We start from the raw sequence: 21,727 nt of genomic DNA on the forward strand, positions 1-21,727 counted from the left end.
GTCGCGCGATCTCCCGGACAGAGCCGCCCATGCCGCGCCGCCTCGCCCTGCTCCTCGCCGTCCTGCTCAGCCTGCCGGCCGCCGCCCAGCAGCCGGCCCCGCGGCCGGGGCCCGCTCCGGCGCCGAAGCCTGCTCCTGCGCCCAAGCCTGCTCCGGAATCCAAGCCCGCCCCCGCCGCCCCGCCCGCCGACGCGGCCTTCGAGGCCGCCCGCGCCGCCTTCGAGGCCCGGCCCGAGGCCGAGCGCCGGGCGGTGCAGGAGGCTCTCGTCTGGGCGAGCGACTACAGCAGCGTCACGACCGGCACCTTCGGCCGGCGCACCTACGAGGCGCTCGTGGCCTGGCAGGGCCAGAACGGGCTCGAACCCAGCGGCCTCCTCGACGAGCGCGCCCGCGCCCGGCTCCTCGCGGCCGGTCAGGCGGCCAAGCAGGCGGCGCAGTTCACCCTGCAGGCCGATGCCGCCACGGGCATCACCCTCGGGGTGCCGGAGCGGCTGCTGTCGCGGCGCGGCAGGATCCCGAACGGCAGCCGCTGGCAGAGCCCGGACGGCCGCGTCACCCTCGACACCAAGGCCTTCGCGCCGGGCGAGACCGACCTCGACGCGCTGTTCGAGAAGGCCGCCTCGGTCAGCCCCGAGCGCAAGGTGACCTACAAGCTCAAGCGGCCCGACTTCGTCGTCGTCACCGGCGAGACGCCTCAGGGCAAGTTCTACATCCGCTACGCGGCCGGCCCGGCGGGGCTGCGCGGCTTCAGCCTCGCCTACGACAAGGCCCTGGCCCGGGAGGTGGACAGGCTGGTGATCGCGGTGGCGAACAGCTTCGCGCCCTTCCCCTCCGAGGCGCCGGCCGCTCCCCCGGCAGCCGCGACCGCCGCGGCGCCGGCCGGGGCCGCCGCGGCCCCGATCGCACCGGCCCCGGCCGGCAGCTCGGCGACCGGGCTCGCGGTCGGGCCGCGGCGCCTCGTGACGGCCGCCGCGGCGATGGCCGCCTGCCCGGCGCCCCTCGTCGCCGGGGCGCCCGCCCGGGTGGTGCGGCAGGAGGCGGGCCTCGCCCTCCTGGAGACCGAGCGGCCGCTGAGCCCCGGGACCCTCCCGCCCGCCGCGCCGGCGGCCCCGGCGCCGGGGGAGGACCTCGTCGTGCTCGGGATGGGCCGCGACGGCGCCCCGACCGTCGCGCCGGGGGTCGCGGGGGCGGCGGGTGGCGTGGTGGCGCCGCTGCAGCCGGGCGCGGCGGGGGCGCCGGTGCTCGACCGGGCCGGGCGCCTCGTCGGCTTCGTGGCGCAGATGCCGGCCCAGCCCCGGCTGATCGCGGGCGTGATGCCGCCGCTGACGCATCCGGTCGTCGGGGTCGCGGCCCTGCGCGGCCTCGGGGCGGCGGAAGGCGCGGCGCTTCCACCCTCCGGGCCCGCCGCCCCGAAGAGCGCGGGCGCCATCGCGGCGCCGCTCGCCGGGGCGCTGGTGGCGGTGCAGTGCCGCGGGTGAGGGGGCTGGCGGGACGGGGGCTCTCCGCGCGCCGGGGCCTGGAAGGCCGACCGTTCCTCGATCGCGATCGATCGGGTTCGTCGGAGAGGCTGGAGAGCCATCGGTCCGTTCGCCCGGCTCACCCCCGCGCGAGCGCCACGGCCGCCTCGGTCAGCGCCCCGTCCGGGCGGATCAGCTCGCTCAGCACCGAGAAATGGTCGTGCCCAGGCAGGGGCCGCAGCGCGCCGGGCAGCCCGGCCGCGCGCCAGGCCGCCCCGTAGGTCTCCGATTGCCGGCGGAGCTCCGGCAGCTCCTCCGCCCCGTAGGCGACGGTGAGCGGGCCGGACGCGGCCGGCAGGTGGCGGATCGGCGAGAGCGCCTCCACCTCCTCCGGGCTCAGGTTCAGCGCGTCGTTCAGGGCCGTCCCGCGGATCGGCGCGAGGTCGAAGATCCCGCTCACCGCGAGCGCCGCGTCGGCCTGTCCGTGGGTCAGGGCGAGCGCCGCGAGGTGCCCGCCCGCCGACCAGCCCGAGACGACGAGGCGTCCGGCCTCGCGGCGACGCAGGACGGCGAGCGCCGCGCCGACCTCCTCGGCGATGCGGGTCAGGCTCGCCTCGGGTGCCAGCGTGTAGCCGATCAGCGCCACGTCGAGGCCGCGGGCGAGGGGACCCTCGGCCATGCAGGCGAAGCCCTCCTTGGCGTTGCGCTGCCAGTAGCCCCCGTGCAGGAAGGCCAGCAGCGGCGCCCCGGCGGCGCCGCACCGGAACAGGTCGAGGCGCTGGCGCGCCTCGGCCCCGTAGGCGAGGTCGAGCTCCGCCGGATGCGCCTGGCGGAGGGCGGCGCTGCGCTCCCGCCAGCCCGCCACGATCGCGGCGCTGCCCGCCACCGCGCCGGAATTGTCGTAGGCGGCGCTCAGGGCCGCGCGGTCCATCGCTCGCCAAGCGTCAGGCATGGCGTCAGGCATGGCTTCAGTCACGGCGTCAGGCATCGTCCCCCGTCCCGAGATACCAGTCGAGAATATCCCGGCCCTGCCAGAACAGCACGTCCGATCGGGCCGCGAGGGCGTCGAGGAGCCGCTCCACCACGGCGATCCGGTGGGGCACGCCGGTGATGTAGGGGTGGATCGCGAAGCCCATCACCTTGGCGCCCCCGAGCGGCCCCGCGCTCGCGGCCTCGGCCGCGAGCCGCTCGACCTGCGCGAGGGCCCGCGCGAGGAACTCCTCGGCCCCGTGGTGCTGGATCGCCAGGACCGGGATGTCGTTCAGCTCGACCGAGTAGGGCAGGGTGACGAGGGGGCCGTGGCGGGTGCGCAGGCGGCAGGGCCGGTCGTCCATCGGCCAGTCGCCGACGTAGCGGATGCCCGCCGCCGCGAGGTGGTCGGGCGTGTCCAGGGTCTCGGTCAGGCCGGGGCCGAGCCAGCCCAGCGGCGGGCCGCCGGCGAAGCGGGCGATCGCCTCGACCGTGCGGGCGATCATGGCGGGCTCGTCCTCGACCCGCTGCGTCGGCACTTGGTGGAAGCCGTGGCCCATGAACTCCCAGCCGGCGTCGCGGGAAGCCGCCGCGACGCGCGGATAAGCCTCGCAGACCGAGCCGTTGATCGACAGGGTCGGGCGGATGCCACGGCGCGCGAACGCGTCGAGGAAGCGCCAGAACCCGACCCGCATCCCGTATTCGTGCCAGGCCCAGTTCGGCAGGTCGGGCAGCAGCGCCGCCGCGGTCGGCGCCACCAGCACCTGCCGGGGCATGGGGTTGTCGATGAGCCAGTGCTCGACGTTGACCACGGGCCAGACGACGACGCGCTTCTCCCCGGGCAGGACGAGGCGCGGCCGGTCGACCGCCGCCCGGTAGGCGAGCCGGCGCTCCGGGCGGCGGGGATCCGCGCTCACGCGGCCCTGCGGGCGTGGTGGCTGTGGAGCTGGCCCGCCAGCATCCGGCGCACGTCGTTGAAGGCGGGGCTCGACACGTCCCGGCGGCGCGGCAGCGCGATCTCGTGCACCGTCTCGATGCGGCCGGGGCCCGGCGACATCATCACCACCCGGTCGGCGAGGAAGACCGCCTCCTCGATGGCGTGGGTCACGAACAGCACGGTCAGGCCGGTGCGGCTCCACAGGTCGAGGAGTTCGTCCTGCAGCCGCTCGCGGGTCATGGCGTCGAGCGCCCCGAAGGGCTCGTCCATCAGCACGATCTCGGCGTCGTTGGCGAGGACGCGGGCGATCGCCACGCGCTGCTTCATGCCGCCCGAGAGCTGGTGCGGATAGGCGTCGGCGAAGCGCTGCAGGCCGACCACCTCGATGTAGCGGGCTGCGGTCTCGCGCACCTCCGCGGCGGGCCGGCCACGGGATTTCGGCCCGAAGCCGATATTCTCGCGCACGGTCAGCCAGGGGAAGAGGCCGTAATCCTGGAACACCATGCCGCGGCTCGGATCCGGCCCGGCGATGGGCTTGCCCCACATCAGGGCCTCGCCCTCGCTGGCGGCCTCGAAACCCGCCACGATCCGCAGCAGGGTGGACTTGCCGCAGCCCGAGGCGCCCAGCAGGCAGATGAACTCGCCGCGCCGCACCGTGAGGTTCGCGCCCCGGAGCGCCTCGACCCGCCGTCCCTGGGTCGTGAAGCTCTTCGAGACGCCGCGGATGTCGAGGATTGGGAGGGTCGGGTCAGCCATTGGTTCGGTCAGCCATTGGTTCGGTCAGCCATTGATTCGGTCAGCCATGGGTCGGGCTCCAGGCGAGGAGGCGGCGGCCGATCAGGGTGACGATCCGGTCGGAGACGAATCCCGCCACCCCGATCACCACCATGCCGCAGATCACGATCTCGGTGCGGGAGAGCTGGCGCGCCTCCATGATCATGGCGCCGAGGCCGGTCGGCACGCCGGTCATCTCGCCGACCACGATCACCACCCAGGCGAAGCCGAGGCCGAGCCTGAGGCCGGTGAAGATCGACGGCAGGGCGGCCGGCAGCACCACCTGGGTGAACTGCGCCGAGCCGCGGCAGCCCAGCATGGCGGCGGCCTCGAACAGCCGCGGCTCCACCGAGCGCACCCCGAACACCGTGTTGACCAGGATCGGGTAGAAGGCGCCGAGGAAGACCAGGAAGCAGGCCGAGCGCGGACCGAGGCCGAACAGGATCATGGCGAGCGGCAGCCACGCGGTGACCGGCACCGGCCGCAGGATCTGGAAGGTCGGGTCGAGGAGCTGGCGCACCAGGGGCACCCGGCCGATGAGCAGGCCGAGCGGCAGGGCGGCCAGCACCGCGAGGCCGAAGCCGCCGAGGACCCGGCTCACCGAGGCGGCGAGGTGGGTGAGGAGCGTGCCGCTGAAGGCGTCGTCGTTGACGCCGCCGACCGCGAGGTCGCGCAGCTCCGTCCAGACCTCGCCCGGCGGCGGGATCAGGCTGTAGGGCCGGCCGACCGTGGCGAGGTGCCAGACCGCGCCGAGCGCCAGCGGGAAGGCGAGGGCGAGGAGCGGCTCGCGCAGCCGCGCGAGGCCGGGCGCCCGCCGCGGGACGACCGGCGCCTCGCCCGCCGCGGCGGGCGGCGCCTGCGTCAGGTCGGCGGCGCTCACGCGGCCCTCATCGCGCTGACGAAGCGGGTGTCGATGAAGCTCGCGAAATCGGGCAGGCGCTTGATCTGCTTCAGGACCAGCATGTGCTCGGCGTAGGCCCGGGCCTGCTTCACCTCGGTCTCGCCGAGCTGCCAGGTCAGTTCGACGTTCGGGGCCGAGATCTCGATCGCCTCGCGCTTCTGGCCGAGCTTCGCCACCGCCATCGCCACCATGGCGTCGCGGTTCTTGGCGGCGTATTCGGTGCCCTTGCGGTGGATGTCGAGCATGGTGCGCACGAGGTCGGGCTTCTCCGCCAGCGTGTCGCGGTGGGCCCCGAACACCATGTTGAGGGCGCCCATCTCGGTGCCGTAGGGATACTCGACCAGGCTGCCGATCCCCGTCGAGAGGCTGACGCCCGGGCCCGGCTCGGCGCCCACGTAGGCGTCCACGTCGCCCCGCGCGAGCGCGATGTGCATCTCGCTGAACGAGACCCGCACGGGCGTGATGTCCTTCACGCTCATGCCCTCCATGCGCAGGCGCTCCAGGACGAAGACCTCCTGCGTCGAGCCCGGCCAGATCGCGACCCGCTTGCCCCGGAGGTCCTTGAGGCCGGCGATGCCCGATTCCTTCCTCGCGATGATCGCCATGCCGCGGTTGCAGGCGGAGGCGATCACCACGAGGGGCTCGCCCGCGGCGGCGCCGAGCGTGGCCGCCGCGATGCCGAACATGCCGAAATCCACCGACTTGGTGACGACGGCGTTCTTGCACTCGGTCGGGCTCTCGAAGGGTACCACCTCGACCCGCACGCCCGCCGGCGTGAACTGGTCGTAGAAGTGGGGCGCGATCGAGTGGATGAGCTTGAGCGAGCCCATGCGGATCACGGTCGGGGCCTGCGCGCGCAGGGGCAGGGGGCTGAGCACCAGGCCGGCGGCGAGGCCGGTCAGAAGGTCACGGCGGCGGATCATGGCGGCATTCCGGTAACCTGAGACGCGGCCAGGCTATTCCGCGCGGGTGTTGCGAGCGAGTGCTGGTTTTCGATTGACCCGTTGCGCTATCGGCAACACCATGGGGCCCGTGGAGCTCGGACGGCGATGAAGCACCTGCGCAGCCTGTCCTACGTGGCGGAGATCGCGCGCAGCGGCTCGATCCGGCGCGCCGCCGAGGTGCTGCACATCGCGCCCTCGGCCCTGACCCGGCAGGTGCAGGAACTCGAATACGAACTCGGCACCCCGATCTTCGAGCGGCTGGCCCAGGGCATGCGGCTCAACGCGGCGGGCGAGCTGCTGGTGCGCCACATCCGCGACCAGCTCGCCGACATGGAGCGGGTGCGCTCCCAGATCGCCGACCTCTCGGGGGTGCGGCGCGGCCACGTCGCGCTCGCCTGCAGCCAAGCCTTCGTCAACCAGGTCGTGCCGGAGGAGGTGGAGCTCTACCGGGGGCACTTTCCGCAGGTGACCTTCACGGTCCAGGTGCGCGACCACGTCCAGGCGGTGGCGGCCCTCGCCGCCTTCGAGGCGGACCTCGCCCTGGTGCTGCAGCCGCCGCCCTCGTCGGATCTCCAGGTGCTGTTCGCCTGCCGCCAGCCGGTCTGCGCCATGATGCGCGCCGGGCACGCGCTGGCCCGGGAGGCGGGGCCGGTGCGGCTGCGCGACTGCCTCGCCCACCCGCTCGCCCTGCCGGACCGCTCCCTGGCGCTGCGCCATCACCTCGACCGGGCGCTCGCCCGGACTGGCGCCCCGCCCCCCGCGATGGAATCGGGCTCGCTCGAATTCCTGCGCGAATTGGTGCTGCGGGAGGAGGTGGTAAGCTTCCAGGTCCCGAGCGGGATCCCGCGCGACCCGCGCCTCTGCGCCCGGCCGATCGACGCCCGGGACCTCGACACGATGGCGATGATCCTCGGGCAGTTCCGCGGCCGCATGCTGCCGGTGGCGGCGGCGAAGTTCGCCGACCAGCTCGCCAGCAGCCTCAACCGTCGCTACGGGGCGGCCGAGGCGGGCGACCCGGCCGGGCCGGCAGCGCCCCGGCCCGCGCCGGCCTGAGCGGCCCGCATCCCGCCGGCCGCGCCTGCCGCGGGTCAGCGCTGCAGGACGGCCCGGCAGTGATCCGCGAGCGCGCGCACCGTGCGCTCGAAGGCCTGGAAGGCCGGCGTCGCCTTGTCCCAGTTCTGGGCGCTGACCCCCTCGACCACCTCGGCGGCGTGGCGGCGGGCCTCGTTGGAGCAGGCCAGGATCGCCTCGAAGGGCAGCCCCGCATAGGCCGGGTCGGCCTTGAGGAGCCCGCACTGCGCCGGCACGTCGACGGCGCCGAGGACCGCCTCCTCGGGCCGCGCCGGGCGGGCGCCGATCAGCACCAGGGCGAGGCGCCGCTTCCAGGCGGCGAGGTCGGCGGGCAGGCGCACGAAGCCGAAGCCCGCGATGTCGCGGCCGGCGGCCCCGTCCAGCGTCTCGATCGCGAGCGTTTCGGCCCGGGCGAGCTGGCTCATCAGCCCGTCGATCTCCTGGCGGGTCTTCTCGGTCTTGGCGGCGACCTGCTGCACGCCCGCGGAGATTTCCTGCGTGGCGGCCTGCTGCTGCCCGAGCACGTCGGCGAGCGCCCGGATGCCCTCGGCGGAATGGGCCACCGTCTGGCCCTCCTCCACGATCCGCGCGCCGACGCGCCCCACGGCGGCGGTCCCGGTCGCGACCGCCTGACGGCTCTCCGACACCGCGCCCTGCATGGCGGCGAGTTCCTGCAGCAGGGCGGCGAGGCGCGTGCGGATCTGGTCGGTCGCCCGCGCGGTCTGGCCGGAGAGCTGCTTCACCTCGGCGGCGACCACCGCGAAGCCCTTGCCGGCCTCGCCGGCCCGCGCCGCCTCGATCGTCGCGTTCAGGGCGAGCAGGTTGGTCTGGCTCGAGATCGCCTCGATGGCGCCCGCGATCTCCTGGATCTGCTGGGCCGCGGATTCGAAGCCCCGCAGCCTCTGCTCCATCTGCACGGCGCCCGCCTCGATCACCTCCATGGTGCGGGTCGCCTCCTGCATGTCGGAGGCGCAGCCGACGATGCCCGCGCGCGCCTGCTCGGCGAGCTGGGCGCTGCCCTGCGAGCGGCTCCACAATTCCCGCGTGGAGGCCGCCACCTCCTCGACCGCCGACGCCATCGAGCGGGTCTGCGCCGCCATCTCGGACGCGTCGTGCGTCATCCAGACCAGGATGGTGCCGGCCTCGGAGGCTTCCGCCGAGACGCGGGCGCTGAGCCCGAGATCGGTGCCGGCGCTGCGCCGGCTGCGCGCGACCAGCTGGGCGAGCGCCGCGCCGATCCTCCCGCCGAGGCCGGTCATCTGGCCCGAGGCGATCGCTTGGTCGAGCAGGTCGGCGATCCGGTCCTCAGCCGCCGCGGCGGTCTCGATCGTGGCCACGGGTGCAGTGCGGGAGGGGCGCAGGGAGCGGAACATCAAGCGGTGCTCGCGGTTGGATTTCTCCTTTATCGTGCAAGTCAGTTGACGGACCGTTAATAACGTCCCGCTCCCCCCGCGACAGGTGCGGCCATCATAAACAAATACCAATCACGACGACGACCGGGCGGCTTCGCTGTCCACTATGGGACAATATCACCCGGAAACACACTCAACTTGCGATGTCCTGGAGCGCGCGTCGAGCCGAGTCGGCGGAGAGCGCAACTCCGACGGGAATCGGCGTGTGCTTCCGAAAGGAAGCGGCCGATCCGGCCGCGGCCCGGACCCCGCGAGGCCGGTCCGGGCCGGCCTCGAAACGAGGAGGCCCGGTCTCGCGGCGAGACCGGGCCCCGATCGCTCCCCGATGCCGGCGGCGCCGGCCCTCACTCGCCCCCGATCGCGGCCTTCGTGCGCGACCACCAGCCGGCCCGCTTCGGCCGGTCCGGGTCGGGCGGCGTCAGCACCACGGCGACCGGCTCGGGCTCCGGCGCGGCGGGCGCCTGCTCGGGCTCGGGCGCCTGGATGGCGTCGGCCCTGACCGCCTCGCGCTCGGTGGCGGTGAGGTCGGGCATCTCGGCGGGGCTCGCCGGGGCCACCGCCTCGGGCGAGGGGCCGCTGATCTCGCCCACCGCGACGATCTCCTCGGCCAGCGCATCCTGCGCCAGGGTGCCGGCGGGATCCGCCTCGGCGGTCTCGCTCGCCCCGACGACGACCTCGTCGCCGATATGGCCGACCTCCGCCTCCTCGTGGCGGTCGCGGCTGCGCCCGCCGCGGCGCCCGCGCCGGCGGCGGCGACCGCCGCCCTCGTCGCCCTCGCGGGCGATCACGGCCTCGCCGCCCTCGGTGATCGGGATCGTGACCGGGCCCTCGCCCGGCTCCTCGTCACCCTCGGGCCCGGCGGCGGGCAGGCCCGTCTCCTCCCCGGCGGCCTCCTCCCCGGCGGCCTCGTCCCCGACAGCCTCCTGCCCGGCGATCTCGGTCTCGCCCTCGATCTCGCCGGGGCGGCCCTCGCCGCGCCCGCGCCGCCGCCGGCGCCGGCGGCGACGGCGGCCGCCGCCCTCGTCCTCGGTGCCCGCACCCCCGGCCTCGCCGGCCTCCTCGGCGGCGCCCTCGGCCTGCTCGAGCGTCTCGTCCTCCTCCTCGTCCTCCTCCTCCAGGGGCGGCGGCTGCACCGCCTCCGCCCGGATGCTGGTGACCGGGAGGCGGGGCTCCGGCGGCTGCGCGGGCTCGCCCCGGTCGAGGTGGAAGGCCGAGGTCGGCGGCAGGCGCTCGTCGGCCGACACCGTGATCGACACGCCGAAGCGCGTCTCGAGTTCGCGCAGGTGCCCGCGCTTCTGGTTGAGGATGTAGAGCGCCACGTCCGTGCGGGTGCGCAGGATCAGGTTGTGGCTGCTCGACTTGATCAGCGCCTCCTCGATCGCCCGCAGGATCTGCAGGGCGACCGACGAGGTGGCGCGCACGAAGCCCGAGCCGCCGCAATGCGGGCACGGCACCGAGGAGGATTCGAGCACGCCGGTGCGGATGCGCTGGCGCGACATCTCCAGCAGGCCGAAGGGCGAGATCCGCCCGACCTGGATGCGGGCGCGGTCGTCCTTCAGGCACTCGTTCAGCTTGCGCTCGACCGCCCGGTTGTTGCGCTTCTCCTCCATGTCGATGAAGTCGATGACGATCAGCCCGGCGAGGTCGCGCAGGCGGAGCTGGCGCGCCACCTCCTCGGCGGCCTCCAGGTTCGTCTTGAGCGCGGTGTCCTCGATGTCGTGCTCGCGGGTGGCCCGGCCCGAATTCACGTCGATCGAGACGAGGGCCTCGGTCGGGTTGATGACGAGGTAGCCGCCCGAGCGCAGCGCGACGTGGTTCGAGAACATCGCGTCGAGCTGCTGCTCGACGCCGTAGCGGGCGAAGAGCGGCGTCGGGTCGCGATAGGGCTTCACGACCTTGGACTGGCTCGGCATCAGCATGCGCATGAAGTCCTTGGCCTCGCGATAGGCGTCGTCGCCCGCGACCAGAACCTCGTCGATGTCCTTGTTGTAGAGGTCGCGGATGGCGCGCTTGATCAGCGACCCCTCCTCGTAGACGAGGGCGGGCGCCGAGGACGAGAGCGTCAGCTCGCGCACGCTCTCCCACAGCCGCATCAGGTACTCGAAGTCGCGCTTGATCTCGGGCTTGGTGCGCGAGGCGCCGGCGGTGCGCAGGATGACGCCCATCCCGTCCGGCACCTCCAGGTCGGCCGCGATCTCCTTCAGGCGCTTGCGGTCGGCCGCGCTCGTGATCTTGCGCGAGATGCCCCCGCCCCGGCCGGTATTGGGCATCAGCACCGAGTAGCGGCCGGCCAGCGACAGGTAGGTGGTGAGCGCCGCGCCCTTGTTGCCGCGCTCCTCCTTGACGACCTGCACCAGGATCACCTGCCGGCGCTTGATGACCTCCTGGATCTTGTAGTGGCGGCGGGGCGCGCGGGGCCGGTCGGGGATCTCGGCGAGCGCGTCGCCGCGGCCGCCGACCTGCTCGACCACCGGCTCCTCCTCGTCGCCCTCGCCCTCGTCCTCGCCGTCCTCGTCGTCCCCTTCGTCGTCCTCGTCCTCGTCCTCGGAATCGTGCTCGTCCGCGTGGGCGGCCTCGGCATGCGCCTCGTCCGCCTCCTCGTCGTGCTCGTCCGCGTCGTCCTCGTCCTCATCCTCGTCCGCTTCGGCGTCCGTCGCGTCGTCCGATCCCGGGGCCGTTTCGGCCGCGGTTTCCGGCGCGGCCTCGGCGGCCTGGTCGGTCGGGGCAGTGTCGATCGCCGCGAGCGTCTCGGCCGGGGGCGCGGCCTCGGCCGCCGGGGCGGCGTCGGGCTCCGGCGCGACCTCGGCCGCCGGCGCGGCGGCCTGGTCGGCCGCCGAAGTGGCCGTCGGCGCGGCGGCCTGGTCGGCCGCCGAAGTGGCCGTCGGCGCGGCGGCCTGGTCGGCCGCCGAAGTGGCCGTCGGCGCGGCGGCCTGGTCGGCCGCCGCGGGCGCGTCCGCCGTCACGGCAGCGGGCTCGGCCGGCGCGGGTTCCGGCGCCTCCGGGGCCGCCGCGGCGCCCTCGCTCCCGGGGGCCGCGTCGCCGGGCGCGGCCTCGGCGACCGGCTCCCCGCGCGCCTCTCCGGCGGGCGCCGAGGCGGTCTCGGCGGCGGGATCCTCGCCGCCCTCGACCTCCAGACCCTCGACCTCCAGACCCTCGGCCGGGGCGCTCACCACCGGATCGGCCTTGGCCGAGGCGGCCTCGGCGCGCCGGCCGCGCCGGCGCCGGCGGCGGCGGTCGTCGGAGGCGCGCTCGTTGCGCTCGGGGCGCTCCTCCTGCTCGCGCTCGGCCCGGGCGTCCTCCTCCAGGAGGGCGAGCCGGTCCGCGACCGGGATCTGGTAATAGTCCGGGTGGATCTCGCTGAAGGCGAGGAAGCCGTGCCGGTTGCCGCCATATTCCACGAAGGCGGCCTGCAGCGACGGTTCGACCCGCGTGACCTTGGCGAGGTAGATGTTGCCGCGCAGCTGGCGGCGGTTAGCGGCCTCGAAGTCGAATTCCTCGACCTTCGAACCCTTGACCGTCACCACCCGGGTCTCTTCCGGGTGGGAGGCATCGATGAGCATCTTGTTGGCCATGACGAACTTTCGGCATGGCGAGTGACGGCAGCAAAGCTCGACCGAGCCGGCCCGGCGGTGACGCCGGCCTCCGGAAGGCTCTCATGGGCCGCGATCCTGCGATCGCGGCGGCTGATTTCGTGCTGGGTTTGCCGTCAATCGCCGCTGCGCGCGGTCTCGCGCGCGGGGGGTTGACCACGGTCGGGGGCAGGGGGCGCGGAAGGGCGCGACGCCGGATGCGCGCGCTCGGAACGGCAGCGACGGAACCCGAAGCTGTGCGTCCGCGCATACTCCCACCGACCTCTCGAAACGACGGGCCGACGCTCGCGGGGAGGCCGGCCGGCGATGAACTGGCGGCGACGCCGCTCCATGAAGCGCGTCACCGTCGCGAAAGCGACTCCTGCCCGGCTCTGGGGCTGATCCGTCTGACGGCGGGCCGGCGATGGGCCTGGACCCGGCCTCCCCGCGGAGGCCGGACAGGTCCGCTGGCCGCGACGGGAGCCGGCGGCGGGCGGGGGTCAATACCAATACAGAGGCTTCGACCGGATTGGCAAGCCGGATCGTCGCAGGGAAACGGCGCGGAGCGCGGCCGAGACCGGGCGGAGCGGCGCCCGGCCCGTCCGGCGCCGGGTCTCCCCGGCCCGTGACCAGGGGGAAGATACGAGCGGCGGGCGGGCCGAGTCCGGCGGGGCCCGGCCCCGGCAGGGCCCCGCCGCGACGGCGTCCGGCCTCGGGCGCGCCGGAGCATTTGTCCCCGCCCGCGTCCCGCGCTAGACCCCCTCCACCATGTCGCACAACAGCTTCGGCCACCTCTTCCGCGTCACGACCTTCGGCGAGAGCCACGGCCCGGCCCTCGGCTGCGTCGTGGACGGCTGCCCGCCGCTGATCCCGCTCGACGCCGCCGAGATCCAGGCGGAACTCGACCGCCGCCGGCCCGGCCAGTCGCGCTTCACGACGCAGCGGCGCGAGCCCGACGCGGTGCGCATCCTCTCGGGCGTCTTCGCGGACGACCGCACCGGCGGGCGCCAGCTCACCACCGGCACGCCGATCGCGCTGATGATCGAGAACGTCGACCAGCGCTCGAAGGATTATTCCGACATCCGCGACACCTACCGGCCCGGCCACGCCGACTACACCTACGAGGCCAAGTACGGCATCCGCGACTACCGGGGCGGCGGGCGCTCCTCGGCCCGGGAGACCGCCGCCCGGGTGGCGGCCGGCGCCATCGCCCGCAAGGTGCTGCCGGGCGTGACCATTCGCGGGGCGCTGGTGCAGATGGGGCCGCACGCCATCGACCGCGCCCGCTTCGACTGGGCCGAGGTCGGCAACAACCCGTTCTTCTGCCCCGACGCCGAGGCCGCCGCGCGCTGGGCCGAGGTCCTGGACGGGGTGCGCAAGGACGGCTCCTCGCTCGGCGCCGTGATCGAGGTGGTGGCGGAGGGCGTGCCGCCGGGGCTCGGCGCCCCAGTCTACGGCAAGCTCGACGCGGACCTCGCCGCCGCCATGATGTCGATCAACGCCGTCAAGGGCGTGGAGATCGGCGACGGCTTCGCGGCCGCCGCCCTGCGCGGGGAGGAGAACGCCGACGAGATGCGCCCGGGCCACGGCGGCGCGCCGAGCTTCCTCGCCAACCACGCGGGCGGAATCCTGGGCGGCATCTCGACCGGCCAGGCCGTCGTCTGCCGCTTCGCGGTCAAGCCGACCTCCTCGATCCTCACGCCCCGCGCCAGCGTCACCCGCGACAACCGCCCGACCGATGTGCTCACCCGGGGCCGCCATGATCCCTGCGTCGGCATCCGGGCGGTGCCGGTCGGGGAGGCCATGATGGCCTGCGTGCTGGCCGACCACGTCCTGCGCCACCGGGGACAAGTCGGCGCTCATCCCGCCGGCGCTGATCCCGCCGGCACCCATCCCGGCGGCCCGGGCGGATTTCAGCCAGGCTGAAACGCCCGGCAGATTTCAGTTTCGCTGAAAACACCGGCCCGCTATGGTGCGGCCCGTGAAACTCGGCGACTGGCTTCGGCAGCAGGGCGTGTCCCGCACCACCTTCGCGCGCCGCTGCGGGCTCTCTCCCGCGGCGGTGACGGGCCTGTGCAACAATCCCGGCGCCTGGCTGTCGCGCGAGACGGCGGCGCTCGTGGCCCGCGAGACAGGCGGCGCCGTCACCCCGAACGACTTCCTGGGCCTGAGCCCCCCGCGGCAGGAGATGCCCATGCCCCACGCTTCCGTCGTCGAGACCATCGAGGCCTTCGTCCGCGGCGAGATCGTGGTCGTCACGGACGACGACGACCGCGAGAACGAGGGCGACCTCGTCGTCGCGGCCTCCCTCTGCACGCCGGAGAAGATGGCCTTCATCATCCGCAACACCTGCGGCATCGTCTGCGCGCCGATCACCGGGCCGGAGGCCAAGCGCCTGCGGCTCGAGCCGATGGTGGCCTCGAACGACGCGCCCCTCGGCACCGCCTTCACGGTGACGGTCGACGTCAAGCACGGGCTCACCACCGGCATCTCGGCCGAGCAGCGCTGCAACACCGTGCGGGCGCTCGCCAACGGCAACATGGGCGCGGCGGATTTCGTGCGGCCCGGCCACGTCTTCCCGCTGATCGCCCGCGACGGCGGCGTGCTGATGCGCTCCGGGCACACGGAGGCGGCGGTCGACCTCTGCCGCCTCGCCAAGCTGCCGCCGGTCGGGGTGATCTGCGAACTCGCCAACGACGACGGCACCGTCATGAAGGGGCCGCAGATCGAGGCCTTCGCGGAGGCGCACGGCCTGCGCCGGATCTCGGTGGCCGACCTCATCGCCTACCGGCAGGCCCGCGAGAAGCTGGTCGAGCGGGTCGGCACCTTCCCGGTCAAGACCGAGTGGGGCACGCTCACCGGCTACGCCTACACCACGCCCTTCGACCCGATGCAGCAATTCGCCTTCGTGCACGGCCGCATCGGCGACGGGCGGGACACGCTGGTGCGCCTGCACCGCTCCAACGTGGTGGCGGACGTGATCGAGGGCGGCCGGGCGATCGCCTGCGTGATGCGCCGCTTCGCCCAGGAGGGGCGGGGCGTCCTCGTCTACCTGCGCGACGGCACCGCGGGCGTGCCGCCGACCACGTTCCGCGAGGAGCAGACCGAGGCCGAGGCGGCCCGGGTGCGCCAGTGGCGCGAGATCGGGCTCGGCGCGCAGATCCTGCGCGACCTCGGGGTGGTGTCGATCCGCAACCTCGCCACCGCCTCGCGCTCGTATGTCGGCCTCTCCGGCTTCGGGATCGAACTCCTCGGGGACGAGCCGCTGGAATAGCGGCCGGGGCCGATGCCCTCGCGCGGCTGCGCCACGCGCATCCGCGGGGTCAGGTGGTCTCGGGGGTCAGGTGGTCTCGGGGGTCAGGTGGTCTCGGGGGTCAGGTGGTCTCGGGGGTCAGGTGCTCTCGGGCCGGTCCGCGGCGCGCGCCGCGCGGGTCGATACCGGGGACCGCGGCGCGGTCGTCACCACCGAGCCGGTCCGCCCGCGCCCGCCGGGCCCGGAGGCGCGCGGCGCATCCTGGAGGATCTTCCCGTCATCCGCCGCGCCCTGCCGCCGCTGACCTGCCTGCCCTTCGGCGAGCCGCAGCGGCGCCGGGCCGTGGTGCTGCTGGAGCGGGAGGAGCGCCCGGCCCAGCGCCTCGCCGGCGCCCTCGCGGAGGCGGTGCGGGCGGCCGCGCAGGCGCACGGCCCGCCCAACCCTTGAGCGCGGCTCGAGGGCAGGACGAGATCTTCGCGTTTTTCCTCAAGCGGCGAGGTCCCTATGGTCGCCGCATGATCGGCACCGTCCTCCTCGCACTCCTCCCCATCGCACTCCTGATCGGGCTCGGCGCCGGCCTGCGCCGGACCGGCTTCCTGGCCGAGAGCTTCTGGCCGCAGGCCGAGCGCCTGGGCTACTACCTGCTGCTGCCGGCCCTGTTCGTGCACGGGCTCGCGACGGCGCGGCTCGACGGCGTGCCGGTGGCGGGCCTCGCGGCCGTGCTGGTCGCCTCGACCCTGGCGGTGGCGGCCCTGCTCGTGGCCCTGCGGCCCCTCCTCGGCGGCAGCGGCGCCGCCTTCACCTCCGTCTTCCAGGGCGGCGTGCGCTTCAACAACTACGTGGGCGTCTCGGCCGCGGCGGGCCTGTTCGGCGCGCAGGGCGTCGCGCTCGCGGCGGTCGCCAACGCGGCGATCGTGCCGACCGTGAACGTGCTCTGCGTGCTCGTCTTCGCGCGCTTCGGCGCCGGCGGGCGCCCGCGGCCGCTCGCGCTCGCCCGCCAGCTCGCCCTCAACCCGCTGCTCGCGGCCTGCCTGATCGGCATCGCCCTGCAGGCCACGGGACTCGGCCTGCCGCCCGGCCTCGACGCGCTGCTGCGCAGCCTCGGCCAGGCCTCGCTGCCGCTCGGCCTGCTCTGCGTCGGGGCGGCCCTCGACCTCTCGGCGGCCCGCGCCTGGCTGCGGCCGGTGCTGGTCGCCTCGGCGGCGAAGTTCGTGCTGATGCCGGCCGCGACCCTGATGGCCTGCCGGATCACGGGCCTGCAGGGCAGCGCGGCGGCGACCGCCCTGCTGTTCCAGGCGCTCCCGACCGCCTCCTCGTCCTACATCCTGGCCCGCCAGCTCGGCGGCGACGCTCCCCTGATGGCCGGGATCACGGCCGCCCAGACGGTCCTGGCCGGGGCCGCGATCCCGCTCGTGCTGCTCGGCCTGCTCGGGCTCGTGGGCTTCTAGGCTGGCACGGGGCGCTTCGGCCGAGATCGTCGGTCCCGCATCGCTCCCGCCGCCGGACCGGTGAGCGCTCCGGCGAGGGCGGCTCAGCGCCCCATCAGCGCCTCGACATGGGCGGCGACGGAGCGCGACAGGCCGTCGAGGTCGTAGCCGCCCTCCAGCACCGAGACCACGCGCCCGCCCGCGTGCCGGTCGGCGAGGTCCATCAGCCGCCGCGTCGCCCAGGCGAAATCGGCCTCGGTCAATTGCAGGTTGGCGAGCGGGTCGCGCCAATGGGCGTCGAAACCGGCCGAGATCACGATGAGGTCGGGGTGAAAGGCGTCGATCCGCGGCAGGATCGCCGTCTCGAAGGCCTCGCGGAAGCGCTCGCCGTCGTCGCCCGGGCGCAGGGGCGCGTTGACGATCGTGTCGTGGTCGCCCCGCTCCGAGGTGGCGCCGGTGCCCGGGTAGAGCGGCATCTGGTGGGTCGAGCAGTAGAGCACCGACTTGTCGCGCCAGAAGATGTCCTGCGAGCCGTTGCCGTGGTGCACGTCCCAGTCGACGAGGGCGACGCGCTCGGCCCCGTAGGCCTTCCGGGCGTGGCGGGCCGCCACCGCCGCCTGGTTGAAGACGCAGAAGCCCATCGCCCGGCGGCGCTCGGCGTGGTGGCCCGGGGGCCGCATGGCCGCGAAGGCGTTCGCCACGTTGCCGGACATCACCTCGTCCACCGCCTGCACGGCCGCGCCGAGCGAGCGCAGCACCGCCTCCAGCGTGCCCGGCGACATCACCGTGTCGGAATCGATCGCCACCAGCCCCTCGCGGGGCGAGGCCTCGGCGATCGCCGCCACGTATTCCTCGGGATGCGCGAGCGTGGCGACCGAGAGTTCCGCCCGCGGCGCCTGCTCCCGCACCAGGGCCGAGAAGCGCTCATCCTCGAGCGCGCGCTCGATGGCGCGGATCCGCTCGGCGCGCTCGGGATGACCGTGCGGCGTGGCGTGGTCGAGGGAAGCGGGGTGGCAGAGATACAAGGTCGTCATGCCTGGTTCGGCCCGCGGGGCCCCTCCCTGTCTGGTCCCTCCACCGTGGCAGGAGGCTGACCGCGACGCAACACGCGCCGTCAATCGTGCGGGCGGGCGGGGCGCCGCCTTCGCGGATGAGCAGCGGGGGGCTAATCGTAAGCATTGGTCAACCATGACGCGAACAGGCTGGCCGAAATCCGGATCGATCCCATGCGCCGCCCCGTCCCCGCCCTCGTCCTCACCGCCGCGCTCCTGTCGGGCTGCAGCTACAAGAGCATCCCCGACCCGACGCTCTCGGCGCAGGACGCGGCCTGGATGGCGATGGTGCCGGACGGGGAGACCGATCCGCGCTTCGCCCGCTACCTGATCGACGACCCGACCGGCGAGCCCCCCGGCACCATCGTGGTCGAGACGAGGGAGCGCCAGCTCTACTTCGTCCTGCCCGAGCGCAAGGCCATCCGGTACGGCGTCACCGTGGGCGACGAGGCCTACGGCTGGACCGGCACCGCCCGGGTCTTCCGCAAGGCGGCGTGGCCCGACTGGAACCCGCCCGCCGAGATGGTCAGGCGCTGGCCGCACGTCCACCCGATGAAGGGCGGGCCGGCCAACCCGCTCGGCGCCCGCGCCCTCTACCTCGCGGACGGCGCCCGGGACACGCTCTACCGCATCCACGGCACCAACGAGCCGGAGCGGATCGGGCAGGCCGCCTCCTCGGGCTGCATCCGCATGCGCAACATCGACGTGGTCGACCTCTCCAACCGCGTCGCGTCCGACGCGAAGGTCATCGTGCGCTGAGCCGGCCCGCAAGATTCTCGCAACGCTGCCTCCTTGCTCAAGCTTAACCTGAACGCTGATTCAGATTCAGGCGTTAACCGGTGAGCGGATCACCGGCGTGCATAGTCCTTCTCACACAGGGACAAGCACCGGCATCCAAAAAAGCCGGGGAGGCACGACAGATGATCAAGTTCTCGCTGCAGGATTTCTGTAACCGTATGGTCGCGAAGGGTGAGATCGGGCCGGGCGACGTGCGCGAACTGGCCCGCACGATCCTCCCCGAGGGCCTCGGCAGCCGCGAGGAGGCCGACATGCTGATCGCCCTCGACCGGGCGGTGCCGGGCGCGGATGCCGACTTCGCCGACTTCCTGGTCGGCGCCGTGGTCGACCTCGCGGTCTGGGGCGAGCGCCCGACCGGCTACGTCGACGCCGAGACGGCGCGCTGGCTCTGCGCCTCCCTGTGCTGCGGCACGGGCCCGACCGCGACCGGCGCCCGCATCGCCGTCGAGGTGGTGCGCGAGGCGCACTCCGCCGACCCGGCCCTGGTGGCCTTCGCGCTCAGCGCCAACCGCCTGCGCGCCCTCGCCGAGGAGCCGGCGCCGCGGCCCGCCCTCGCCGCCTGACCGGGCCCCGGGCTAGGCCGGAGGGAGGGGGCGCGCCGCCGCCGCCCCATCCTTTTCGCTGCTTTCGCGGCGCGCGCCGATGCTTTAACGGGAATTGAGCTTGGGCGTTGACGCCCCGGTCTCATCCTTCCCACGGCTCGAGTGCGCGCTTCGATGTTCGACAAGATCCTGATCGCAAACCGGGGCGAGATCGCCTGCCGCATCATCAAGACGGCGCGCCGGATGGGGATCAAGACGGTCGCGGTCTATTCCGACGCCGACCGCGACGCCGTGCACGTGGCGATGGCCGACGAGGCCGTCGCGATCGGGCCGGCGCCCGCCGCGCAATCCTACCTGGTGATCGAGAAGATCATCGCGGCCTGCCGGCAGACCGGCGCCCAGGCGGTGCATCCGGGCTACGGCTTCCTCTCCGAGCGCGAGGCCTTTCCGAAGGCCCTGGCCGAGGCCGGGATCGTCTTCATCGGTCCCAATCCCGGCGCGATCGCCGCGATGGGCGACAAGATCGAGTCCAAGAAGGCGGCCTCCGCCGCCGAGGTCTCGACGGTGCCGGGCTTCCTCGGCGTGATCGAGGATCCCGCGCACGCCGTCCGGATCGCCGATGAGATCGGCTACCCGGTGATGATCAAGGCCTCGGCGGGCGGCGGCGGCAAGGGCATGCGCATCGCCCACTCGGCCGAGGAGGTAGCGGAGGGCTTCGCCCGCGCCCGCTCGGAGGCGGCCTCCTCCTTCGGCGACGACCGCGTCTTCGTCGAGAAATTCATCACCGATCCGCGTCACATCGAGATCCAGGTCATCGGCGACAAGCACGGCAACGTGATCTACCTGGGCGAGCGCGAGTGCTCGATCCAGCGCCGCAACCAGAAGGTCATCGAGGAGGCGCCCTCGCCCCTCCTCGACGAGGCGACCCGCCGCAAGATGGGCGAGCAGGCGGTCGCCCTCGCCAAGGCGGTGAACTACGATTCCGCCGGGACCGTCGAGTTCGTCGCCGGCCAGGACAAGTCCTTCTACTTCCTGGAGATGAACACCCGGCTGCAGGTCGAGCACCCGGTGACCGAGATGATCACCGGCCTCGACCTCGTCGAGCTGATGATCCGGGTCGCGGCCGGCGAGAGGCTGCCGCTCTCCCAGGCGGACGTGAAGCTGAACGGCTGGGCGGTCGAGAGCCGCGTCTACGCCGAGGACCCGACCCGCAACTTCCTGCCCTCGATCGGCCGGCTCACCACCTACCGGCCGCCGGCCGAGGGGGCGCTGGGCGCCGCGACGATCCGCAACGACACCGGCGTCGAGGAGGGGAGCGAGATCGCGATCCACTACGACCCGATGATCGCCAAGCTGGTCAGCTGGGCGCCGACCCGCGCCGAGGCGATCGGCGCGCAGGCCCAGGCCCTCGACGCCTTCGCGATCGACGGCATCCGGCACAACATCCCGTTCCTCTCCGCCCTGATGCAGCATCCGCGCTGGCAGGAGGGCCGCCTCTCGACCGGCTTCATCGCGGAGGAATTCCCCGGCGGCTTCGAGGCGCCCCGGCCCGCCGGGAAGGTGGCCCTGCGCATGGCCGCGGCGGCGGCGGCGATCGACCACATGCTCAACGAGCGCAAGCGCGGCATCTCGGGCCAGATGCGCGACCCGGGGCACCTGCGCTTCGAGCGCGACCGGGTGGTCTGGCTCGGCGACCAGCGCTTCGAGGCGACGGTCGAGACCTCCGCGGCGGCCCCGGTCGGGGCGACGGCGGTCGCCTTCGCGGACGGCACGACCTGGCCGCTCGAGAGCGACTGGCGCCCGGGCGATCCGGTCTGGACCGGGACGATCGGCGGGGCCCGGGCGGCCGTGCAGGTGCGCCCGCTCCTCAACGGCGTCTTCCTGCAGCATGCGGGCGCGGCGGCCGAGGCCCGGGTCTACACCCGCCGCGAGGCCGAACTCGCCGCCCTGATGCCGGTCAAGGAGGTCGGCGGCTCGGGCAAGCAGCTGCTCTGCCCGATGCCGGGCCTCGTGAAGAGCATCATGGTCGCGCCCGGCCAGGAGGTGAAGGCGGGCGAGCCGCTCGCCATCGTCGAGGCGATGAAGATGGAGAACGTGCTGCGGGCCGAGCGCGACGCCACGGTGCAGACCATCCAGGCCAAGGAGGGCGACAGCCTCGCGGTCGATGCCGTGATCCTGGAATTCGCCTGAGACCGGACCCGCCGTGCCGCTCTACTTCGCGTACGGCTCCAACATGGACCGGGCCGCGACGGCCCGGCGCTGCCCCGCCTCCACGCCGCGGGGCATCGGGCGCCTCCACCGCCACCGCCTCGTCATCATGCGCGAGGGCTACGCCTCGGTGACGCGCGATCCCGGCGCCACCGTCTGGGGGCTCGTCTGGGACCTCGCCCTCTCCGACGTGCCGGCCCTCGACCGCTACGAGGGGGTGGCGAGCGGCCTCTACGTCAAGGCGCAGCAGCCGGTGGTGACCGGGGAGGGGGTGCGCCGCGCCCTGATCTATCTCGGGCGCGGCCAGGGCGGCGTACCGCGGCCGGGCTACCTGGAGGGGGTGATCGCCGCGGCCCGGCAGGCGGGGCTGCCGGAGAGCTACTGCCGCGGCCTCGCCGCGCTCGGCCGCTGAG

18 protein-coding genes are annotated in these 21,727 nt (G+C 74.0%); 9 read left to right on the forward strand and 9 right to left on the reverse strand.

Annotated elements, in window-relative coordinates; all coding sequences use genetic code 11:
- Nucleotides 1-29: 29 nt before the first annotated feature.
- Entirely contained in the window at nt 30-1,478 is a 1,449-nt protein-coding gene (locus MET2598_RS0125540; RefSeq protein WP_018262816.1) for a peptidoglycan-binding domain-containing protein, read from the forward strand.
- Nucleotides 1,479-1,596: 118 nt separating this feature from the next.
- Here MET2598_RS0125540 and MET2598_RS0125545 read toward each other — a convergent pair whose 3' ends face one another.
- The 5 genes from MET2598_RS0125545 to MET2598_RS0125565 are packed head-to-tail and all read right to left on the reverse strand — an operon-like array spanning nt 1,597 to nt 5,961.
- Nucleotides 1,597-2,421 (reverse strand): alpha/beta hydrolase, encoded by an 825-nt coding sequence (locus MET2598_RS0125545; RefSeq protein ID WP_026190943.1) that lies wholly within the window; start codon nt 2,419-2,421, stop codon nt 1,597-1,599.
- A gap of 16 nt (nt 2,422-2,437) precedes the next feature.
- A complete protein-coding gene (locus tag MET2598_RS0125550; protein WP_012330385.1) occupies nt 2,438-3,343 on the reverse strand; it encodes a polysaccharide deacetylase family protein in 906 nt (301 codons plus the stop codon).
- Nucleotides 3,340-4,119, reverse strand: a complete 780-nt coding sequence (locus tag MET2598_RS0125555) for an ABC transporter ATP-binding protein (protein WP_018262818.1) — start codon at nt 4,117-4,119, stop codon at nt 3,340-3,342. The genes MET2598_RS0125550 and MET2598_RS0125555 overlap by 4 nt, the downstream gene beginning before the upstream one ends.
- A gap of 40 nt (nt 4,120-4,159) precedes the next feature.
- A complete protein-coding gene (locus MET2598_RS0125560) occupies nt 4,160-5,017 on the reverse strand; it encodes an ABC transporter permease (protein ID WP_012330383.1) in 858 nt (285 codons plus the stop codon).
- Nucleotides 5,014-5,961 carry an ABC transporter substrate-binding protein gene (locus MET2598_RS0125565; protein WP_012330382.1) on the reverse strand — a complete coding sequence of 316 codons (948 nt, stop codon included), beginning with the start codon at nt 5,959-5,961 and terminating at the stop codon, nt 5,014-5,016. The genes MET2598_RS0125560 and MET2598_RS0125565 overlap by 4 nt, the downstream gene beginning before the upstream one ends.
- 126 nt (nt 5,962-6,087) lie before the next feature.
- On the opposite strand from MET2598_RS0125565, the gene MET2598_RS0125570 reads away from it, so the two are divergent.
- Complete coding sequence (locus MET2598_RS0125570) at nt 6,088-7,035, forward strand: LysR family transcriptional regulator (protein ID WP_018262819.1); 948 nt, start codon at nt 6,088-6,090, stop codon at nt 7,033-7,035.
- Between the two features lie 35 nt (nt 7,036-7,070).
- On the opposite strand, the gene MET2598_RS0125575 is transcribed toward MET2598_RS0125570, so the two are convergent.
- Nucleotides 7,071-8,426 carry a methyl-accepting chemotaxis protein gene (locus MET2598_RS0125575; protein WP_018262820.1) on the reverse strand — a complete coding sequence of 452 codons (1,356 nt, stop codon included), beginning with the start codon at nt 8,424-8,426 and terminating at the stop codon, nt 7,071-7,073.
- A gap of 383 nt (nt 8,427-8,809) precedes the next feature.
- Nucleotides 8,810-12,037: an Rne/Rng family ribonuclease gene (locus tag MET2598_RS0125580; RefSeq protein WP_018262821.1), complete on the reverse strand. Its 3,228-nt coding sequence runs from the start codon at nt 12,035-12,037 to the stop codon at nt 8,810-8,812.
- 765 nt (nt 12,038-12,802) lie between these two features.
- On the opposite strand from MET2598_RS0125580, the gene aroC reads away from it, so the two are divergent.
- Together aroC and ribB are read left to right on the forward strand one after the other, a co-directional pair.
- A complete protein-coding gene (aroC, locus tag MET2598_RS0125585; protein ID WP_018262822.1) occupies nt 12,803-13,960 on the forward strand; it encodes a chorismate synthase in 1,158 nt (385 codons plus the stop codon).
- Nucleotides 13,961-14,228: 268 nt separating this feature from the next.
- Nucleotides 14,229-15,308 (forward strand): 3,4-dihydroxy-2-butanone-4-phosphate synthase, encoded by a 1,080-nt coding sequence (gene ribB, locus MET2598_RS0125590; RefSeq protein WP_026190945.1) that lies wholly within the window; start codon nt 14,229-14,231, stop codon nt 15,306-15,308.
- 117 nt (nt 15,309-15,425) lie between these two features.
- Here the strand turns inward: ribB and MET2598_RS41570 are convergent, their stop codons facing one another.
- A complete protein-coding gene (locus MET2598_RS41570) occupies nt 15,426-15,716 on the reverse strand; it encodes a hypothetical protein (RefSeq protein ID WP_018262824.1) in 291 nt (96 codons plus the stop codon).
- Nucleotides 15,717-15,802: 86 nt separating this feature from the next.
- Between MET2598_RS41570 and MET2598_RS0125600 the strand changes: the two genes are divergently transcribed.
- Entirely contained in the window at nt 15,803-16,735 is a 933-nt protein-coding gene (locus MET2598_RS0125600) for an AEC family transporter (RefSeq protein WP_012330376.1), read from the forward strand.
- Nucleotides 16,736-16,818: 83 nt separating this feature from the next.
- On the opposite strand, the gene MET2598_RS0125605 is transcribed toward MET2598_RS0125600, so the two are convergent.
- A complete protein-coding gene (locus MET2598_RS0125605) occupies nt 16,819-17,748 on the reverse strand; it encodes a histone deacetylase family protein (protein WP_018262825.1) in 930 nt (309 codons plus the stop codon).
- A 192-nt stretch (nt 17,749-17,940) separates the two neighbouring features.
- Between MET2598_RS0125605 and MET2598_RS0125610 the strand changes: the two genes are divergently transcribed.
- The 4 genes from MET2598_RS0125610 to MET2598_RS0125625 all read left to right on the forward strand — a co-directional run bounded on the left by MET2598_RS0125610 (nt 17,941) and on the right by MET2598_RS0125625 (nt 21,726).
- Entirely contained in the window at nt 17,941-18,525 is a 585-nt protein-coding gene (locus MET2598_RS0125610) for a L,D-transpeptidase (RefSeq protein WP_012330374.1), read from the forward strand.
- 161 nt (nt 18,526-18,686) lie between these two features.
- Nucleotides 18,687-19,127, forward strand: coding sequence for a hypothetical protein (locus tag MET2598_RS0125615; RefSeq protein ID WP_018262827.1), 441 nt, complete (start codon nt 18,687-18,689; stop codon nt 19,125-19,127).
- A 153-nt stretch (nt 19,128-19,280) separates the two neighbouring features.
- On the forward strand, nt 19,281-21,296 hold the full coding sequence (locus MET2598_RS0125620; RefSeq protein ID WP_018262828.1) for an acetyl-CoA carboxylase biotin carboxylase subunit: 2,016 nt from the start codon (nt 19,281-19,283) through the stop codon (nt 21,294-21,296).
- 13 nt (nt 21,297-21,309) lie between these two features.
- The gene (locus tag MET2598_RS0125625) at nt 21,310-21,726 is read left to right on the forward strand and encodes a gamma-glutamylcyclotransferase family protein (RefSeq protein ID WP_018262829.1); all 417 of its coding nucleotides are present in this window, start codon (nt 21,310-21,312) and stop codon (nt 21,724-21,726) included.
- Nucleotide 21,727 lies beyond the last annotated feature (1 nt).

Source organism: Methylobacterium sp. WSM2598 (assembly GCF_000379105.1).
In the GTDB taxonomy this organism is placed as follows: domain Bacteria; phylum Pseudomonadota; class Alphaproteobacteria; order Rhizobiales; family Beijerinckiaceae; genus Methylobacterium.

Excerpts from the sequence above, each read along its gene's own strand:
- MET2598_RS0125540 (WP_018262816.1), top strand. The coding sequence starts at position 30 with ATGCCGCGCCGCCTCGCCCTGCTCCTCGCCGTCCTGCTCAGCCTGCCG.
- MET2598_RS0125545 (WP_026190943.1), bottom strand. The coding sequence starts at position 2,421 with ATGCCTGACGCCATGCCTGACGCTTGGCGAGCGATGGACCGCGCGGCC.
- MET2598_RS0125555 (WP_018262818.1), bottom strand. The coding sequence starts at position 4,119 with ATGGCTGACCCGACCCTCCCAATCCTCGACATCCGCGGCGTCTCGAAG.
- MET2598_RS0125565 (WP_012330382.1), bottom strand. The coding sequence starts at position 5,961 with ATGATCCGCCGCCGTGACCTTCTGACCGGCCTCGCCGCCGGCCTGGTG.
- MET2598_RS0125570 (WP_018262819.1), top strand. The coding sequence starts at position 6,088 with ATGAAGCACCTGCGCAGCCTGTCCTACGTGGCGGAGATCGCGCGCAGC.
- MET2598_RS0125575 (WP_018262820.1), bottom strand. The coding sequence starts at position 8,426 with ATGTTCCGCTCCCTGCGCCCCTCCCGCACTGCACCCGTGGCCACGATC.
- MET2598_RS0125580 (WP_018262821.1), bottom strand. The coding sequence starts at position 12,037 with ATGGCCAACAAGATGCTCATCGATGCCTCCCACCCGGAAGAGACCCGG.
- aroC (WP_018262822.1), top strand. The coding sequence starts at position 12,803 with ATGTCGCACAACAGCTTCGGCCACCTCTTCCGCGTCACGACCTTCGGC.
- ribB (WP_026190945.1), top strand. The coding sequence starts at position 14,229 with ATGCCCCACGCTTCCGTCGTCGAGACCATCGAGGCCTTCGTCCGCGGC.
- MET2598_RS0125600 (WP_012330376.1), top strand. The coding sequence starts at position 15,803 with ATGATCGGCACCGTCCTCCTCGCACTCCTCCCCATCGCACTCCTGATC.
- MET2598_RS0125605 (WP_018262825.1), bottom strand. The coding sequence starts at position 17,748 with ATGACGACCTTGTATCTCTGCCACCCCGCTTCCCTCGACCACGCCACG.
- MET2598_RS0125610 (WP_012330374.1), top strand. The coding sequence starts at position 17,941 with ATGCGCCGCCCCGTCCCCGCCCTCGTCCTCACCGCCGCGCTCCTGTCG.
- MET2598_RS0125615 (WP_018262827.1), top strand. The coding sequence starts at position 18,687 with ATGATCAAGTTCTCGCTGCAGGATTTCTGTAACCGTATGGTCGCGAAG.
- MET2598_RS0125620 (WP_018262828.1), top strand. The coding sequence starts at position 19,281 with ATGTTCGACAAGATCCTGATCGCAAACCGGGGCGAGATCGCCTGCCGC.